Source organism: Chryseobacterium sp. DZ-32, assembly GCF_059587025.1.
Window position 1 is genome coordinate 47,870 of the sequence record NZ_JCAIOM010000014.1, and the last position, 19,467, is coordinate 67,336.

At 38.2% G+C, this 19,467-nt stretch carries 14 protein-coding genes; 10 read left to right on the top strand and 4 right to left on the bottom strand.

Going from position 1 to position 19,467, the window contains the following annotated elements; translation table 11 throughout:
• The first annotated feature begins 196 nt into the window (after positions 1 to 196).
• Together AC59HC_RS16095 and AC59HC_RS16100 are read left to right on the top strand one after the other, a co-directional pair.
• A complete protein-coding gene (locus AC59HC_RS16095; protein ID WP_110009295.1) occupies positions 197 to 1,336 on the top strand; it encodes an acyl-CoA dehydrogenase in 1,140 nt (379 codons plus the stop codon).
• 21 nt (positions 1,337 to 1,357) lie between these two features.
• Positions 1,358 to 1,723 (top strand): hypothetical protein, encoded by a 366-nt coding sequence (locus AC59HC_RS16100; RefSeq protein WP_034695305.1) that lies wholly within the window; start codon positions 1,358 to 1,360, stop codon positions 1,721 to 1,723.
• Positions 1,724 to 1,963: 240 nt separating this feature from the next.
• Here AC59HC_RS16100 and AC59HC_RS16105 read toward each other — a convergent pair whose 3' ends face one another.
• The 4 genes from AC59HC_RS16105 to AC59HC_RS16120 all read right to left on the bottom strand — a co-directional run bounded on the left by AC59HC_RS16105 (position 1,964) and on the right by AC59HC_RS16120 (position 6,522).
• Positions 1,964 to 2,908 carry a DUF4349 domain-containing protein gene (locus tag AC59HC_RS16105; RefSeq protein ID WP_496558991.1) on the bottom strand — a complete coding sequence of 315 codons (945 nt, stop codon included), beginning with the start codon at positions 2,906 to 2,908 and terminating at the stop codon, positions 1,964 to 1,966.
• 443 nt (positions 2,909 to 3,351) lie between these two features.
• On the bottom strand, positions 3,352 to 4,947 hold the full coding sequence (locus AC59HC_RS16110; protein WP_482399380.1) for a peptide chain release factor 3: 1,596 nt from the start codon (positions 4,945 to 4,947) through the stop codon (positions 3,352 to 3,354).
• A gap of 161 nt (positions 4,948 to 5,108) precedes the next feature.
• On the bottom strand, positions 5,109 to 5,819 hold the full coding sequence (locus AC59HC_RS16115; protein WP_496558992.1) for a hypothetical protein: 711 nt from the start codon (positions 5,817 to 5,819) through the stop codon (positions 5,109 to 5,111).
• 1 nt (position 5,820) lies between these two features.
• Positions 5,821 to 6,522, bottom strand: coding sequence for a hypothetical protein (locus tag AC59HC_RS16120; RefSeq protein ID WP_202838516.1), 702 nt, complete (start codon positions 6,520 to 6,522; stop codon positions 5,821 to 5,823).
• Positions 6,523 to 6,631: 109 nt separating this feature from the next.
• Here AC59HC_RS16120 and AC59HC_RS16125 point away from each other — a divergent pair, with 109 nt between their 5' ends.
• From AC59HC_RS16125 to AC59HC_RS16160, 8 genes are all read left to right on the top strand, one after another.
• Complete coding sequence (locus tag AC59HC_RS16125; RefSeq protein ID WP_110009300.1) at positions 6,632 to 7,462, top strand: CPBP family intramembrane glutamic endopeptidase; 831 nt, start codon at positions 6,632 to 6,634, stop codon at positions 7,460 to 7,462.
• A 41-nt stretch (positions 7,463 to 7,503) separates the two neighbouring features.
• Positions 7,504 to 8,079 (top strand): RdgB/HAM1 family non-canonical purine NTP pyrophosphatase, encoded by a 576-nt coding sequence (gene rdgB, locus AC59HC_RS16130; RefSeq protein WP_395972927.1) that lies wholly within the window; start codon positions 7,504 to 7,506, stop codon positions 8,077 to 8,079.
• Positions 8,080 to 8,147: 68 nt separating this feature from the next.
• The gene (locus AC59HC_RS16135) at positions 8,148 to 9,062 is read left to right on the top strand and encodes a ribonuclease Z (RefSeq protein WP_496558993.1); all 915 of its coding nucleotides are present in this window, start codon (positions 8,148 to 8,150) and stop codon (positions 9,060 to 9,062) included.
• A 6-nt stretch (positions 9,063 to 9,068) separates the two neighbouring features.
• Positions 9,069 to 9,839 carry a TIGR02757 family protein gene (locus AC59HC_RS16140; RefSeq protein ID WP_395972929.1) on the top strand — a complete coding sequence of 257 codons (771 nt, stop codon included), beginning with the start codon at positions 9,069 to 9,071 and terminating at the stop codon, positions 9,837 to 9,839.
• Positions 9,840 to 9,850: 11 nt separating this feature from the next.
• Positions 9,851 to 10,417 (top strand): DUF1003 domain-containing protein, encoded by a 567-nt coding sequence (locus AC59HC_RS16145; protein ID WP_202838515.1) that lies wholly within the window; start codon positions 9,851 to 9,853, stop codon positions 10,415 to 10,417.
• 194 nt (positions 10,418 to 10,611) lie between these two features.
• Complete coding sequence (locus AC59HC_RS16150; protein ID WP_202838514.1) at positions 10,612 to 12,972, top strand: choice-of-anchor L domain-containing protein; 2,361 nt, start codon at positions 10,612 to 10,614, stop codon at positions 12,970 to 12,972.
• A gap of 168 nt (positions 12,973 to 13,140) precedes the next feature.
• A complete protein-coding gene (locus AC59HC_RS16155) occupies positions 13,141 to 16,725 on the top strand; it encodes a choice-of-anchor L domain-containing protein (RefSeq protein WP_496558994.1) in 3,585 nt (1,194 codons plus the stop codon).
• Between the two features lie 288 nt (positions 16,726 to 17,013).
• The gene (locus tag AC59HC_RS16160) at positions 17,014 to 19,371 is read left to right on the top strand and encodes a choice-of-anchor L domain-containing protein (RefSeq protein WP_202838512.1); all 2,358 of its coding nucleotides are present in this window, start codon (positions 17,014 to 17,016) and stop codon (positions 19,369 to 19,371) included.
• The last annotated feature ends 96 nt before the right edge of the window (positions 19,372 to 19,467 follow it).

Sequence of the window (19,467 nt, forward strand, 5' to 3'; positions counted from 1 at the left end):
ATTTTCAATTAATCTTTTATAAAGGTTTATTTTTCTCAATACATTTTATATTGTCTTCCTAATGCATTATCCCGTTTCCCGAAACACGTATCCATCATCATTGAATCTCCCCAAACCTGCCTTTTTCCCGCTTTTAATTTATTTTTTCAGATTTGCTTAAAAAGTGTAAATTTACGGCTATCTAATTATTTTTTTTATGGACTTTAATTTATCGGAAGAACAGCTGATGATTCAGCAGGCAGCAAGAGACTTTGCACAGAACGAACTTTTACCTGGAGTGATTGAAAGAGACCGTGACCAGAAATTCCCTGCTGAACAGGTGAAGAAAATGGGAGAAATGGGACTTTTAGGAATGATGGTAGATCCAAAATACGGCGGTGCAGGTATGGACAGCGTTTCTTACGTGCTTGCTATGGAAGAAATTGCAAAAGTAGATGCTTCTGCAGCTGTTGTAATGTCTGTAAACAACTCATTGGTTTGTGCCGGTCTTGAAAAATTCGCTTCTGAAGAGCAAAAAGTAAAATATCTTACTCCACTGGCCAGCGGACAGGTAATCGGAGCATTTGCATTATCTGAGCCGGAAGCTGGTTCTGATGCTACTTCTCAGAAAACTACTGCGGAAGACAAAGGAGATTACTATCTTTTAAATGGTATCAAAAACTGGATCACGAACGGTGGAACAGCTACTTATTATATCGTAATTGCACAGACAGATCCTGAGAAAAAACACAAAGGGATCAATGCTTTTATCGTTGAAAGAGGATGGGAAGGATTTGAAATCGGACCTAAAGAAGACAAATTAGGAATCAGAGGAAGTGATACTCACTCTTTGATCTTTAATAACGTAAAAGTTCCAAAAGAGAACAGAATCGGTGAAGACGGGTTCGGATTCAACTTTGCTATGGCAGTGTTGAACGGAGGAAGAATCGGTATTGCTTCTCAGGCATTGGGTATTGCTTCAGGTGCTTACGAACTGGCATTGAAATATGCTAAAACAAGAAAAGCTTTCAAAACTGAAATCATCAATCACCAGGCGATTGCATTCAAATTGGCTGATATGGCAACTCAGATCACTGCTGCTAGAATGTTATGTTTCAAAGCTGCGTGTGAAAAAGATGCAGGAAAAGATATCTCTGAAAGCGGAGCTATGGCAAAATTATACTCTTCTCAGGTGGCAATGGATACTACTATTGAAGCAGTACAGATCCATGGAGGATATGGATACGTGAAAGAATACCACGTAGAAAGATTAATGAGAGATGCGAAAATCACTCAGATCTATGAAGGAACTTCTGAAATTCAGAAAATCGTTATTTCAAGAAGCATCGCAAAATAACATTTATAAAACACACTACCTATGAAAAAATCTTTGTGGATCACCCTCGGTGTCGTACTGCTGTTACTGGGCGTATTTGTCTGGTATAAGTACTATTTCGTTTTCGGAGAAGGAGTAAAATCCGGATACCTGAATTATGCTATGAAAAAAGGTTATGTCTTCAAAACTTATGAAGGCAAGCTGATTCAGGAAGGCTTTGGAAGAGGAAAAACAGGAACTATTACAAGTTATGAGTTCGAATTTTCTGTAGATGATCCTGAAGTTTTCAAACAACTGGAAACCAACAGTGGTAAAACTTTTGATCTGCATTACAAAGAGTATAATGGCGCACTTCCCTGGAGAGGAAACACAAAATTTATCGTAGATAAGGTAGTGAATATGAAATAAAAACAAATAAGGCTCTCAATATGAGGGCCTTATTTTACACCAAATCACAAAATATTAATATATGAAATAAAATTTCCAAATTTATTTGAACCTCGTCTGATCGGAGATTCATTGCATTTTGCTTATACTTAAAGTTAAGAGTTATTTTTCTAATAAACAACACTTCTGTTGAATATTTGGTAAAATTAAACATAAGAATCGAACACCAATTCCAAACCTCATTAAAAAAAAATTAAAAATCTAATGAGAATCACGATCAGCGGTGTTCCCATTCTTCTTTTTATAGAAATAATATCCAATGCCGGCAATAAGAAATAAAGGCCACAGCGGCAGGATAAACAGGAATATAGAAGTAATAACATTCCATCCGGATTCAATGGCTGCCAGGGATTTTCCACCGAAGGTTTCAGGCTCTGTTTCTGTTTTAGCTTTCTCACTGATATTTACATTGATCGTACAGATTGCATTGTCCGTATAGTTTCGTCCTGAAATCTGAATATCTTTTGTGTCAATATCTCCAACATTGCTGTTAATAGCATTCATTAAACTGTCAAAATGTTGCATAGGAACTTTGATATCCAGACTGTATACTTTTTGGTTTTCCCCATGCAGATAGGCGGATTCTACATAAGAAAGATTTTCACTTTTGATATAGCCGTTATTTCTGCTGATTTCTTCTCTGATGATTTCCTTTACTGTCTCCACATTCTCTGCGGTTATAGATAGATATCCTGATTTTACCATTTTATCTTGTGGCATATTCAGTTCGTAACTGCCGTTCTTAGGCTTTTCTTTATAGATGATTTTGGTTTCTTTAATAACCTTGGGAGCCGGAACTTTTGCTGCAATCTTTTCAGTCTTCTTTTCTACCGAATCCTTTTTCTCTATGTTGGATTCCAGTTTTGTATTCGCAATTTTATCCGATAAAGAATCTACCATTTTGGAAGTGTTTTCTACCTTTTGACGGAGGTCGTTTTTCGAATTTTCAAAATCTTTTATTTTAATACTGGCCGAGTCCAGAACTTTATCAGCCGTTTTACTGACATGATCCATGGTTTCTGTAGCAACAGTGGCAACACTGTCCGCTGAATGGATTGCTTCATTGATTCTATCCTGGGTAGCTTCTGCTTTTTTGCACATAATGAAAGTGCCTGCTGCAGCAGCGAGTAAGATGAACTTTTTCATAAGATTAATTTTTTTGATGAAGTAAAATTAGAAGGGAAGTTCTTGTAAAGATTGTAAGTGAAATGTATTATACTGGTAAAATGCTAACTCATATATTATCACGGTTTTGTATTTGTTTTACAAAAGATTTACAAAGCGTTTTTCTGAGTTTTGATGGAATAAGATTAGGATTTATACTTCGCAAAGGAGCATTTAATAACAGTATTCTATTGCTTGTGGATTTGGATTTCTATAGAATGACAAACAGAGTACTCAGTTATTCATACACTTTGTCGTTTTACCAAATATGAGTTGGGAAATCTAAAAATTCCCATTCTCCGGAGTGGTGGCAAAAATTCGAAGAATTTTAGACGAGGTGGTTTCATACGATATATTATAAAAAAATCCGCAGAAATATTCTGCGGATCTGTATTGTAAACAATTTCGGTTTGCCTGATTGCTTCTTAACTTTCTCTGAACTCACTGATGAAGTGCAGTTTCACATTCGGGAATTTCTCCTGCGTCATATGAATGGTGAATGAAGAATCCGCCAGGAATACCAATTGATTGTATTTATCTCTCGCCAGGAATCTCTGCTTTAATCTTGCAAATTCTTTGAACTCTTCAGATTTTTCGTCAGCTTCTACCCAACAGGCTTTGTGCATGGATAGAGGTTCGTAAGTACATTTTGCGCCATATTCATGTTCCAAACGGTACTGGATAACTTCGTACTGTAGTGCTCCTACCGTTCCAATGATCTTTCTTCCGTTCATTTCAAGGGTAAACAGCTGTGCAACTCCTTCATCCATAAGCTGGTCAATACCTTTCGCTAATTGCTTGGCTTTTAACGGATCGTTGTTATTGATATAACGGAAATGTTCAGGAGAGAAGCTCGGAATTCCTTTGAAGCTTAATTTCTCTCCACCTGTTAATGTATCTCCGATTCTGAAACTTCCCGTATCATGTAAACCAACGATATCACCCGGGAAACTTTCTTCTACCACCTCTTTTTTATCAGCAAAGAATGCGTTGGGAGAGGAGAATTTCATTTTTTTACCTTCTCTTACCAGTAAATAGTTTTCGTTTCTCCTAAATGTTCCTGAAACAATCTTTACGAACGCAAGTCGGTCTCTGTGCTTAGGATCCATATTCGCATGGATTTTGAAAACAAAACCTGTGAAAGTGCTTTCCTCAGGTTTTACCAGACGCATATCACTTTCTTTTGGCTGCGGCATAGGAGCAATATCAATGAAAGCATCCAATAGTTCACGTACTCCAAAATTATTTAAAGCAGAACCGAAAAATACCGGCTGAAGATCACCTTTCATATAATCTTCACGATTAAATTCAGGATAAACAGACTGGATCAGATCAAGCTCTTCTCTTAAATTTTTGGCAGCTTTTTCACCAATAACATCATCAATTGAAGTATCATTGATATCATCAAACTTAATAGAATCCCCAACTTTCTGCTTTTTCTCTTCCAGGAATAACTGAATATTGTTTTCCCATATGTTATAAATTCCCTGGAAGTCACTTCCCATACCAATCGGTAAAGAAAGCGGACAAACGGTTAAACCCAGTTTTTGTTCTACTTCATCCAGCAGATCGAAAGCATCCTTACCTTCACGATCCAGTTTATTAATGAAAACCAGCATCGGAATGTTTCTCATTCTACATACCTGAACCAGCTTTTCCGTCTGTTCCTCAACCCCTTTTGCAACGTCAATTACAACGATTACGGAGTCTACAGCAGTTAATGTTCTGTACGTATCCTCAGCAAAGTCTTTGTGACCCGGAGTATCGAGAATGTTGATTTTATGATCTCTATATTCAAATGCCAATACAGAAGTCGCTACAGAGATTCCTCTCTGTCGTTCAATTTCCATAAAGTCGGAGGTAGCTCCTTTTTTTATTTTGTTGGATTTTACCGCACCTGCTTCCTGAATCGCTCCCCCGAAAAGAAGTAACTTTTCTGTAAGAGTTGTTTTTCCGGCATCCGGGTGGGAAATGATCCCGAAGGTCTTTCTTTTTTGTATTTCTTTGATTAAGTCTGACATATCGTATTTTGAAGTTGCAAAAATCGTGATTTTTTATGAGGTTTTCAAATTTAAATGAAGACAATGTTCATTATGCAGAAGAATAGAAGGATAACCGCATTTGAGAATGAAAGATATGGCTATAAACTCATCAGTAATTGGCTTTGCGTCAACATTACTTATCAGACAAACATTTTGATCAGCAATATAAAGACATAAACCAATCCGGCAGCAATCAGTATAAAAACTGCAGATATGATATATTCAAATATTCCAAATTTTGTTTTTTGTGGTTCTGAACTAAGATTGTACTGATCAATTGTCTGTTGGCTTATTTTCAGATCCGGACGAAAGTGTTGAATTCCTTTAAGAAAATGACGGTAAAGCTGATATTGGTTGCATAGAATTATTAAGTTAAAATTAAAGTCTACCGTTGAAGGTATAATTTCCCCAACTTTATTTTTCAGGTAAACCTGCAATGTTGTTTTGCCATATTTTATAGTCTGAGTGTTGCGGACATATACATCATCAGATGAATTTTCAGCGGGCTGAAGATCGCTGTACAGGATCGTTTCAATAATAGTATTTTGATTGTTGTAAAAAGTAACTCCTTTTTCATTGACAACAACTTTTCTGGCTCTTTCTTTTATACGGTATGTTAAAGCCATGATCAAAGCGACCCAGCAAAAAATAAGAAGAAGCAGGGCAATAAGAATCGTGAAAAAGATTCCAGGATCATTTCCTGCATATTGTCTGAAATTATTGTAGATAAAATTAAAAACAACCCCGATTACCACCATAATCAGAATAACAGCGATCCAGAGAATTCCCATGAGAAAATAAGTAATCGGTGTATTGATTTTGGATTCTATGGCCTGGAATTTTTCAATCATTTTAATTCTTGATTTCAGTTAACAAAAAAACTAGCCCGCATATAAGTGCGGTAATTATGAGTGCTGCCAGAAATAAGAGCCAGCCTCCCAGAGAAATTCCATTGCTGTTTACTTTCCATGTTTCTGTGTCAATAGAGTAGTTACGGAAAGCAAAAGGATCTATCGTTAAATCAGGACGGAAAATAACAATGCCGTGCAGAAAATGAGCATACAAAGCAGATTTATTTTTAACCACTTTAAAAGGTAGATTCATATCAATACGCCTTGTTGTTTCTTCTTTTTTATCTGATAAGACTGTTACTTCCAGTAAAGGAGTGATTCCTGATCCTACCGGATTGACTGTGTAAATATCAAAATTCTGTTTTGAAGGCCGGAGATCTGTGTAGAGGATCTGATCTGCAATTTCATTTCTTGAATTATAAAATAAGAGGCCGGTTTCATCAACCACAATTGTATGGGCCGGCTTTTTCCTTTTAATAATATAACGGATCGCAGGAATCAAAATCAACAATGAAAGTCCCCAACTGATCAAGGCAGGGTACAGCATAGCTTCAAACCCTCTTCTGTAAATTCCGTAAGCAGGACCTAAAACAAAAAGCAAAACGAAAGAAATAAACATCACAAAGAAAAGAGCATTCAGAACAACAGTCATCCACCTGTTGGTTGCAGACTCAAATCTTTGGAATGGAAATTCTGTATTCATTTTGTGATGTTCATGGATAAAGGAACGAAAATAAGAAAATCCTTTTTTAGTTGCCTGTAGCAGTCAAAAAAATTATCTTTGTTTTCATAAACTTTTTTAGAGAGAAAGGATGGAAAATAGCAAATATCCGAAGTTTACGTTTACATGGTTGGGCGGTGTAGTCTTGGTGGTTGGATTATTCGTGGGAACAATGGCTGTTTCTTTATTCAGTACTTTCTGGAAAGTGGTTTTCAGGGAAAATATTGAATTGAAAGACTGGTTTCTGATGGTAGCGAATTCTGTAGGATTCCTTACTGCTATTGCCTTTTTTGACTTTTTTATCGTAAGGCGTACCACGCAAAAAAAGCTTAATTTCAACATGTCATCAGTTAATTTTTCAACCTATCTCCTCATCTTTCCAATGATGGCGGGAATGATGTTTATTTCTGAATTTGTAGCCGCTCAGATCCCAACTACAGGGCCTTTTTTTGGAGATTTTTATGAATATTTTACAAGGCTGATGAGTCAATTGACAGATAATCCGGTGATAATGATTATCATGACTGTTATTATGGCTCCCGTTTTTGAGGAAATTATTTTCAGAGGAATTATCCAGAAAGGATTGATTAATAAAGGAGTAGAACCCTGGAAAGCAATTTTGTATGCTTCCATTATTTTTGGAATAGTTCACGGAAATCCATGGCAGTTTATCAGTGCAGTGATGCTGGGCTGTGTGCTTGGATTGGTTTATTATAAAACAAAATCTTTACTGATGCCGATATTACTGCATGCGTTTAATAATTTAACACTGTCATTGTTGGTTCTTTATGGTAAAGATGAGAGTTTTGCAAAAGTTCTTCATATTTCAGAATGGCTTGTATTAGCTGCAGGAATTGTACTTTTCTCCTTATTCTATTACCTGTTTATGAAAAAGTATAAAGTGCATTATGCTGAAATGTAAGTTACCCGATTTAAAAAGTAAAATTGAAAATGAATATAGAAATGGAATTATTAGTAGCTACACACAACGAACATAAAAAAGAAGAAATCCAACAGATCCTGGGAAGTGACTGCGTGGTGAAAAGTCTTACCGATTATAATATTCACGAAGAAATTGTAGAAGACGGAGATTCATTTCATGCCAATGCCCTGATCAAGGCTAAATATTGCTTTGAAAAAACAGGTGTTCCAAGTTTGGGAGATGACAGCGGTTTGGTCGTAGAATCTTTGGATGGAAGACCTGGGATTTTCTCAGCCCGCTATGCCGGAGACCATGATTTTGCAAAAAATATCGAAAAGGTATTGGCAGAAATGCAGGGAATTGAAAACAGAAAGGCTTATTTTGTAACGGTTCTTTGCTATTATGATGAAAACGGGGCGCAATATTTTGAAGGCAGAGTTCATGGAAATTTACTGACAGAAAATAAAGGTTTCAAAGGTTTCGGATATGATCCGATTTTTGTTCCTGAAGGATATCAAAGAACCTTTGCAGAAATGGATCCTGAAGACAAGAATAAAATCAGCCACCGCAAACAGGCATTAGACCTGTTTATGGATTTTTTAAAAGTAACCGATTAAGTTTACATATCAGGGCGAAATCCCCATTTAGTTTTTCTGTTGTACATTTGTCATCATAAATTATTGATTTGAGTACTTATTTAACAATATTAGGTTTTAACTCTGCGATTCCGACCATCAACACGTCACCCACAGCACAGCTGCTGGAAATGGAAGAAAGACTCTTCCTGATCGATTGTGGAGAAGGTACACAGGTTCAGCTGAGAAAAGCAAAAGCAAGATTTTCAAAAATCAATCATATTTTTATCTCTCATCTTCATGGAGATCATTGTTTTGGGCTGCCAGGGCTTATAGCTTCTTTCCGTCTCTTAGGAAGAGATATGCCTTTGCATGTTTACGGTCCTAAAGGTATTAAGAAGATGCTGGAAACTATTTTTCAGATCACAGAAACCCACCGTGGTTTTGAAGTGATTTATCATGAACTGGATAAAGATTATTCTGAAAAAATATATGAGGACAACAGGGTAGAAGTATATACTATTCCGCTGGATCACAGAATCTACTGTAACGGTTATCTTTTTAAAGAAAAGCCGAAAGACAGACATCTTAATATGAAGGAGATTGCGAAATGCAGCGAAATTGAAACCTGCGATTATCACAATATCAAAGCAGGGAAGGACTTTGTACTGAGTGATGGCTATGTTCTTAAAAATGAAATTCTGACTGTTGATCCGGCTCCATCGGTATCCTATGCATTTTGCAGTGATACCCGTTATCTTGAAAGTGTCATCCCGATTATTAAAAATGTAACGGTTCTATACCATGAATCCACATTCTTACATGATCTTAAGGAAATGGCTGATTATACAGGTCATACCACAGCTTTGGAAGCTGCTACGATAGCTCAGAAAGCTCAGGTCGGAAAGTTGATTTTAGGCCACTTTTCTAATAGATACGGGGACCTGACCGTATTTACTGATGAGGCGAGAGAAATATTTCCCAATACATTTCTGCCAAAAGCATTGGAGAGTGTAAAGATTTAAAATAATATGCTGAAATTTGAAGAACTCAGAGATTTTCTCAACGAAAAAGCAGATCAGTATAACGCTCCTGATTTTATTGAAAATGATCCGATACAGATTCCGCATCGCTTTTCTTTAAAACAGGACATTGAAATTGCAGGATTTCTGGCAGCAACAATTTCCTGGGGAAACAGAAAGTCGATCATTAATTCTGCAGATAAAATGCTTGATATTATGGGAAATTCACCCTATGATTTTGTAATGAGTTATTCTGAAAAAGATCTGGAAAGTATTCAGGATAAAAGTATTCACAGAACGTTCAACGGACAGGATTTCTCTTATTTTATCAGACAGTTCAACAGAATTTATAATGAAAATGAGAGTCTGGAAAGTTTATTTAAAGTAAAAAAGACAGAAAATAACTTTCTGCATGCCATAGAAAGATTCAGAAACGGATTTCTGGAAACAGAAAAGCACAGAAGCCATAAACACATCAGTTCACCTTATAAGAATTCCTCTGCCAAAAGGATTATTATGTTTTTAAGATGGATGGTGCGTAAAGACAAAAGAGGAGTAGATTTTGGAATCTGGGAAAATATTGATCAAAAATATCTTTCCATTCCTCTGGATGTACATACCGGGAACATTTCCAGAAAACTGGGATTGGTTTCGAGGACACAAAATGATTGGAAAACAGTGGAGGAGCTGGATATTGCCATCAGAAAATTTGATGAAAAAGACCCTGCAAAATATGATTTTGCATTGTTTGGATTAGGAGTAACAAAAGAACTGTTGTAAAAATAGAAAGGATGAAAAAATATAACGAAAAAACAGAAGTTCTTGAGAAAATTGCAGACAGCATTACCTCATGGATCGGATCTATTCAGTCCCTGATTGTTCATACTCTGCTGTTCCTTACCTCGTTTTTACTTCCGATGCTGAATATCGTTGATTTTGATAAAATGCTTCTGATTCTTACGACCGTACTTTCCCTGGAAGCTATTTATCTGGCAATCTTCATTCAGATGTCTGTGAATAAAAGCCACGAGAAAATTGAAGATATCCAGGAGGACATTGAGGAGATCAGCGAAGATATCGAAGACATTCAGGAAGATCTTGAAGAAATCAGCGAAGACATTGAAGAGATCAATGAGGATATTGAAGATATCCAGGAAGACATTGAGGAAATCAGTGAGGATATTGAAGAGATCAACGAAGAAGAGGATGAGGAAGACCACAATGAAAGAGCGAAAAATGTAATGCTCAAGAGCAATGTAAGCTCCAACAAAAATGAAATTAAAGCTTTAAAGGATATTATCTCGCAGTTACAAAATGAAATAGATCAGCTGAAAAAAGATGATAAACAGACGGAATAAGTTTATTAAAAATGGAAACAGACTAAACCTCTTAGTCTGTTTTTTTATGTCTGAATTGTTCGGTTTAATGATTTATGGAAAATGTAACGATAAGAAAAATTTATTGTGAATGTACACGATGAATTATAAAATAGTAGTGGTTAAGGGGGAATTAGTATAATTATTTTTGCTACATTTGAACAAATGAAAACAAAATGTTAATTTATAGACTAAAAAACTATTTTTTCCTTTTTTCTTTTTTATTGATTTCTGCTTCCACATTTTCTCAGACGAGACCCGTCAGGAAGTCCGAAAAAATAAAACCTTCTGCGGCCAGTCTTAGAGCTGGAGCATTCATTGATGTGAATGTACCTCCATATACACCTTCCAATTATACACCGGAGCAGTTGGTAAAGAATATTCTGATCAATGGCGGTACCAACTGTACAACAGCCAATGTAACCAACGTTACCGTATCTCCGAATCATGATGTGACTAACAGCAACAGATTCTGGGGATATTTTCATAAAGGAACTACCAGCTTTCCTTTTACCGATGGTATCGTCCTTACTACAGGATACGCTTCAGAAGCCGGTAATAGCTATGTGTCAGCTGTAGGACAATCAGTAGGAACAGGAAGTGATGCAGATCTTGTAGCCGCTACCGGAGCTACCGTTAGCTTAACGGATGCCGTGGCTCTTGAATTTGATTTCGTTCCGAATTCCAATCAGGTGAAATTTAATTATATCTTCGTTTCAGATGAATATACTTCCAACTATCCTTGTGACGGGTATTCCGATGCCTTTGCCCTTTTGCTGAAAAAAGTGGGAGATCCTACTTATACCAATCTGGCTGTACTGCCGGGAGGTGCCGGACCTGTAAGCGCAACCAACATCGTTCCTGCAGGAAACGGATTCAGCTGTGGGCCTATCAATGCTAATTATTTCGGGGCTTTGGCCAATCCGCATCTGGTTATTAATTACTATGGAAGAACAACACCTCTGACAGCTGTTGCAGATGTAATTCCAGGGCAGACCTATCATTTCAAAATGGTATTGGCTGATGCAAAAGATCCTTCTCATGACTCTGCAGTTTTCTTAGAGGGTGGATCTTTTGACGTAGGAATTAAAATTGTAGATGAAGCAGGAGTAGTGCTGCCGGGCAGTATCAACATGTGTGATAATACTCCAAAACAATTGAAAGCACAGGTGGCAGCAATTCCGGGCATGACTTATCAATGGTACAAAGACGGAGTGGCCATTCCGGGGGCAACCAGTGCCGTGTATGTAGCTACCCAGGCGGGAGTTTATACGGTAAAAGTAATGGTTCCGGGAAATCAGTGTCCTGGCGAAGCTACTATTACCATTATTGGAGGAACAAGCCCTACTGTACAAAATGCTGAACTTAAGCTCTGTACCACACCAGCAATTACCAGTTTTAATCTGGAAACAGCAAAACCTCTGATCAGTACAACGCAGGGAGCGGTATTCCGTTTTTATGCAAATCAGGCTGATGCGCAGGCTCAAAATAACAGTTATATCACCAATCTTACCAATTATACAGGAACAGATGGACAGATATTATATGTTCTGGTTTCCAATGGTGCTTTCTGTAGTAAAATTGCAACCTTAACGTTAAGAAAAGAAGAAACACCAACAGCATTGGTTACAGCACCAAGATTGAAAATCTGTGCCGGAGAATCCGTATTGTTAACCGCTACCGGCGGTGTAACCTATGAATGGAGTGATTCAGCAGCCGCTACCGGCGGAATCAGAACGGTAAGCCCAACTCAGACTACCACTTACACAGTATATGCTATCGGAGCACAGGGATGTAAATCTCTTCAGCCGGCACGTATTACCATTGAAGTAGTACCGGCTATTGTTTCAAATTTAAAAGGAGGCCATATCTGTCAGGGAGATAAAATTATTCTGGATGCTGGTTCAGGACCAGGATATACCTATCAGTGGAGTACTGGTGAAACGAGTCAGAGCATTACAGTAGGTACTCCTGGGGAGTATTCAGTAGTAATCAGTAACGGGGTTTGTTCAAAAGAGTTCGAAACTCAGGTGATTAAAGCTGTAATTCCGGAAGTGATAAAAGTGGATTATAATGAGAGTGGAACCATGATCGTTACAGCAAATAATCCAAGTAACGGTATCCTGGAATATTCAGTAGATAACGGAGTTACATGGCAGTCTTCCAATGTATTTAATAATGTCCCTAAAAATAAAATCATTTCGATCAGGGTAAGAGTTAAATTTACAAGCTGTGTCGGTTTCCTTGAATTCTTTACATTCGTCATGAAAAATGTAATTACTCCAAACGGGGATAATATTAATGATACCATAGATTTCAGTGGTGTGGTTAATTATAAAGACTTCAGCGGACAGGTTTTCGACCGATATGGAAGAGAAGTGTTTAAAGCAGCGAAGACCAGACCGTATTGGGACGGATATTTCCAAGGTAAAAAGCTTCCTACTTCAACATATTGGTATCAGGTAACCTTCGAAGATCCTGCGAGCAAGGAACTTACTGTGAAAACAGGCTGGATATTGCTTAAAAATATAGAATAATTTGAACTATAACTGAAAGACTGACTATTTTGTCAGTCTTTTTTTATTATTTTAAAATAAACAAAGTTGATATTCTAACATAAATAAATTTGCGTTAGTAATAATGTAAATTGTGTTAACTTGAATTTCAATTAAAAAAAATAGTATTTTTGTTTAAAATAATATAAAATGTTAAATAGGAGGATAGGAAATTTATTTTTAGCGTTATTTTTAGCTTTCATGGGAAACTTTATTTTGGCTCAAAATAAAGGAAGGGTAGAAATAGCATCAAAACCTACTGCTGCTTCTTTGAGAGCAGGTGCCTTTATAGATGTGAATGCACCAAGTTACCCGGAATCCGGCTATCCTATTACTCAGCTGATCAATGATGTTCTTATATCCGGAGGTTCCACCTGTACCAGCTCAAGTGTAAGCAATGTAACCGTTTCCCCCAACCTGGCCGCTACCAACCAGAACCGAAGCTGGGGATATTTTAATAAATCAAATACCAATTTTCCTTTCAGCAAAGGGATTATCCTTTCTACCGGATATGCCAATAAAGCAGGGAACACTCTTCAGGGAACTTTAAGTGATGATCTTGGAACCGGAGGTGATATAGATCTTGCGAATGCGTTGGGAATCGGTAATAATAACCTCACGAATGCCACCTCTATAGAATTTGACTTTGTGGCTGCCTCTACTGAAATTTCATTCAGATATTTATTTGCTTCTAAAGAATACCAGCAAAACTTTCCATGTACCATCACAGACGGTTTTGCCCTGCTGTTAAAAAAATCAACAGATCCTACTTATACCAATCTTGCAGTGCTTCCGGGAGGAGCAGGACCTGTAAGTGTAACGAATATACACCCGCAATATCAAAACTGCGGGCCTAAGAATGAAGCCTATTACGGAGGAACCAATACCGCTCAGATTGAAACCAATTTCAACGGACGTACCATTCCTCTTACTGCCAAAGCAACTGTAATCCCCGGGCAAACCTACCATTTTAAAATTGTGCTTGCGGATTATCAGGATCCCAACTTTGATTCAGCAGTATTTCTTGAAGCAGGGTCATTTGATATCGGGGTGAAAATCCTGGATCCGGCTGGCGTGCAGCTTCCTGACTCTGTTAATATGTGTGATAATACTCCACAGACTTTTACAGCCTCTGTGCAGGGACCTAATATAACGTATCAGTGGTATCAGGGTACTACTCCGATTGCAGGAGCTACCAATGCAAGTTACACGGCAACAGCACCAGGGGTATACACCGTTAAGGTTTTCATCCAGGGGAATACCTGTCCGGGGGAAGCTACTATTACAGTAGTTGGCGGAACATCTCCTACAGTACAGAATGCTACATTAACAGCCTGTTATGCTGCCGGAAATGCAACTTTTAATTTAACATCAGCACAAGCTTCTATAAGTACTACTCCGGGAGCTGTGTTTACCTACTATACCACATTGGCGGATGCCAATGCAGGAAATGCCAATACAATCCCTAATCCAACAGCTCATCAGAGTGCGGGTGGAACGGTGTATGTAAGAGTAGCCAACGGTTTCTGTGCAAAAGTAGCACAACTCCAACTGGTAAAAGCTCCACAGATGATACCTACCATTGCCCCTCCGGCAGTGCTTACCTGTAACAATTCTCAGACCACGCTGGATGCATCAGCTTCCGTTTATCCGGCAGGAGCTACTTTCAACTGGACGACTACGGGAGGGAATATTGTTTCAGGAGCAACGACTTTAAATCCTGTGATTAATGCTGCAGGAACTTATACTTTAACCATCACAAAAGTGTATCAGCCAGGAAATATCAGCTGTACAGCGGTAGGAACTGTAACCGTGACAGGAAACAGTGCTCCGCCGGTTACCGGGCTTACAGCAAGCAAAATAAAAATCTGTAAAGGAGATTCTGTAACACTTACCGCTTCAGGTGGAGCTACCTATAACTGGGGTAATGGCCTTACAGGAAACGGAAGTACACAGGTTGTTTCACCTACTGCCACCACCACTTATACCGTAACAGCAGTAGGAGCAAATGGCTGTGTTTCTCAAAACCCTGCAACGATAACGATAGAAGTTTCAGAACCTTTCACAGCGCAAAATGCAACACTTCATAAATGTTATCAGCCGGGATTAACTTATAATCTTACGGAAGCCCAGCCCCAGATCACCACAACTGCAGGAGTTACTTTTACTTACTACGTCAGTCAGGCTGATGCCAATGCTGCTAACGGAAACTTTATTGCAGCACCTACAACATATACGCCGCCGGGAGGAAGCCAGACTATTTATGTACTGGTAAGTAATGGAGGCTGCAGCTATGTAGTATCTCTGCAGTTATTAAGCACGGCTCAAACTACGCTTACCATTGCTGCACCACAAACAATTACCTGTACAACACCACAGGTTACCATCAATGCATCAGCATCTGTTGTACCGGTAGGATCTACCATTGCATGGACAACCACCGGAGGTACTATTGTCTCAGGAGCTAATACACTTACCCCTGTGGTAAGCGCCGGCGGAACCTATACTTTAACAGTGACGAATGTTTCACAGCCAGGAAATCTGAGCTGTACATTTACTTCCACGGTAAACGTTCAGGAAGATAAAGTACAGCCTGTTGCTGCATTAGTTTCATCACAACCCCGTATTTGTGTAGGAGAATCCGTAACATTAACGGCTTCCGGAGGGGTAACCTATAACTGGGGGAATGGCCTTACAGGAAATGGAAACACCCAGGTTGTTTCGCCTACCACAACTACTGTATATACGGTATTTGCCGTTGGAGCTAACGGATGTATTTCTGCCACACCAGCGTCAGTTACTGTTCAGGTAGGTCCGCCAATTGCAGGCCTTACAGCCTCTAAGCTGAAAATTTGTGAAGGTGAATCTGTAACATTGACTGCTACAGGTGGAATTACATATAACTGGATAGGCCTCACAGGAAACGGAAACACTCAGGTAGTTACTCCTACAGCAACAACAGAATATTCAGTATATGCATTGGGAGGAAACGGATGTAGCTCTGTGAATCCGGCTAAAGTTACTATTGAAGTAGTTCCTGCAATCGTTTCTACATTAAAAGATGTATTTGTCTGTGCCGGAGATAAAGGAACACTGGATGCCGGTTCAGGACCAAACTATACTTATGTATGGAGCACGGGAGCCACTACTCAAACCATAACAACTAATATTCCCGGAACATATTCTGTGACAATCAGTAATGGGGTTTGTTCCAAAACTTTTTCGGCACAGCTTATTAATCCTGATCTGCCGCAGTTTACCAATATTGTGTATGATAATCATATTCTTACGCTTACGGCAAGTAACCCTACAGGCGGAGTTTTAGAATATTCCATCGATGGAGGATTGACATGGCACGAATCGAATGTGTTTACAGGTATTTTGAACAATACCATGTATACTGTAATGGTAAGAGTGAAAGGTGCTAAATGCGGTACTTCGCTGGATTATTTTACATTCATTATCAGCAACGCTATTACCCCTAATATGGATGGTATCAATGATACTATTGATTTCACCGGAATCAGCGGATACAAAGACTTCGCAGCTTCTATTTTCGACCGGTACGGTGCAGAAGTATTCAAAGCAAGTAAAGGAAATGTTATCTGGACAGGATCTTTAAAGGGAATTAATCTTCCTACTGCTACTTATTGGTACAGGGTACAATGGGAAAATCCAGCCAGTAAGAAAATGGAACAGCGTTCAGGATGGATTCTCCTGAAGAACAGAAACTAGATTTTATAAAAATAAAAATTGATCAAAAAATCTTTCAGTAATGAAAGATTTTTTTTTGATTTGATGAATATATTTAATCGTCTTTTGTGAATTATGTAAAATAAGTGGAAAATATGTTAAAATTATTTGTAATACGATGTTGGTACAACAGGTATGATTTGTCCGGATAGGGATTGATTAATGAAAATTTACTGTAAATGCTTTTTGTTTTGTTTTTTTATAGTAAAAAATGCAAATATGTATATGAGATATTTAAAAAAAAATTAAATTTGTTGAAACAAAAATATTATGAGAAGATATCTACCGCTTTGTTTATTTTTTTTAGTCATCTCGACTTTTTTATTTTCACAAAACCTGCCACCACGAAAACACGCCAAAGAAACACCCTCAAATCTGTCTGCAAGAGCTGGTGCTTTTATTGATGTGAATGCTCCGCAGTATCCTGAAACCGCTTACACTATTGAAAAAATGGTTAAAGATGTATTGATCTCCTCCGGGACCAATACCTGCCTTACTCCCAATGTAACCAATGTAAAAATTACTCCTAACCACGCTGCAAGTGAGGCAAACAGAGCATGGGGATATTTTCATAAGGCTGCAACCAATTTCCCTTTTAAAGACGGGCTTATTCTTTCCACAGGGTATGCAAGAAGAGCTGGTAATACTTTTGAAGGCGGTTTGAGTGATGTTAACGGTGGAGGTTCAGATGCTGATCTTGCACAGGTAATCGGGGTTGTGGAAAGCAGACTGAATGATGCCGTTCTTTTGGAGTTTGACTTCGTTCCAACAACTTCTCAGATCAAATTTAATTACCTTATTGCATCAGAAGAATATACTGGATCTTTCCCTTGTACCTTTGCAGATGCATTTGCCATCTTGTTGAGACCTACTTCAGGTGGACCTTATGTGAATATGGCTGTACTTCCGGGAGGTGCAGGTCCGGTAAGTATTACCAATATCCACCCTGCAATCGGAACCAGTTGTGGTGCGGTAAACGAGCAGTATTTTGCCGGTTACAACACAGGTAACGTTGAAACCAACTTTAACGGAAGAACAATTCCATTGACTGCTACAGCAACAGTAGTGGCAGGACAGGAATACCATTTCAAAATGGTAATTGCTGATTACAGTGACCATAGTTATGATTCTGCTGTATTCCTTGAAGGAGGATCTTTCAATATCGGGGTAGACCTTTTAGATCCTGCAGGAACAAAACTGCCTTCAGATATTAATGTATGTGATAATGTACCTCAGGTCATTACAGCTTCTGTAAATGATCCTAACCTTGTATACCAGTGGTTCTTTAATGGAGCACCAATCCCGAATGCTACAACCAATACCATTACTGCAATACAGCCTGGTACTTATACAATCGAAGTAAGTGTTCCTGGTAATCCATGTCCGGGTAAAGCTTCAATCCAGATTCACGGAGGAACAACACCTCAGGCTCAGGATGCTACATTACTGCTTTGTACCACACCGGATATTACTACTTTCGATTTAAGTACAATTATGCCTACCATCAGCCCAACGCCTGGAGCTATCTTTAAATTTTATGAAAATCAGGCGGATGCTGTTGCACAGAATAACAACTATATCCAGACACCTTTAAATTATAATGGTAACGATGGCCAGATTCTGTATGTTCTTGTTTCCAATGGAGGATTCTGTAGCAAAATTGTAGAATTGACATTGCAGAAAGAAGCAACACCAACCGCTAAAGTGAAATCTTCGAGAATAAAAATCTGTCCGGGAGAATCTGTAACCCTTACGGCTGAAGGAGGAGATACGTATCTTTGGAGCAATTTCATGGGAACAGGGAATATGCAGACGGTTACTCTATATCAGACTACAACATTTACAGTATATGCAATTGGAGCAAAAGGATGTAAATCTCTTAATCCGGCAACGATCAGAATTGAAGTGACACCGGAAATTACCTCTACATTAAAAGACGTTGAAATGTGTGTCGGTGATGTTGTCACTCTGGATGCAGGAGCCGGTGATGGTTATAAATATCTTTGGAGTACAGGTGCTACAACACGGAAAATTGATGTAGACCAATGGGGAATCTACTCAGTAGAAATTGATAATGGTATCTGTAAGAAAGTTTTTGAAGCCAAAGTAATGGGGGCAGCAACTCCTTTTGTTACTGCATTAAATTATGAAAGCATCAAAAAAACAGTAACAATTACAGCTGAAAACCCGCCAATGAACAATACACCAAGCACTTTGGAATATTCTCTTGATGGTGGTATCACATGGCAGGATTCAAATGTATTTACGAATCTTTTAGACAATACAAACTATACTGTTTTGGTAAGAAGAGTAGGTACGCATTGTGTGGGATCTCTTGAATTCTTTACATTGCAGATCAACAATATCATTACGCCAAACGAAGATGGAATTAACGATGTATTGGATCTTAAGGCTCTTGGAGACTTTAAAAACTTTACGGGTTCTATCTATGACAGATATGGAGTGGAAATGTTCAGGTTCTCAAAAGAAAATCCAGTCTGGGACGGAACGGTAAGTGGTAAGAGACTTCCTACAGCAACATACTGGTATAAGTTCAATTTTGAATATCCGAAATCAAAAGCTCAGATGAACTGGTCAGGATGGATCATGCTGAAAAACAGAAACTAAAATTGATAATGTAATATAAAAGAAAGCCTTTCGAATTTATTTGAAAGGCTTTCTGCTTTTAACGGACAGTGTATTGTAATGTATTCAGCAAAAAAG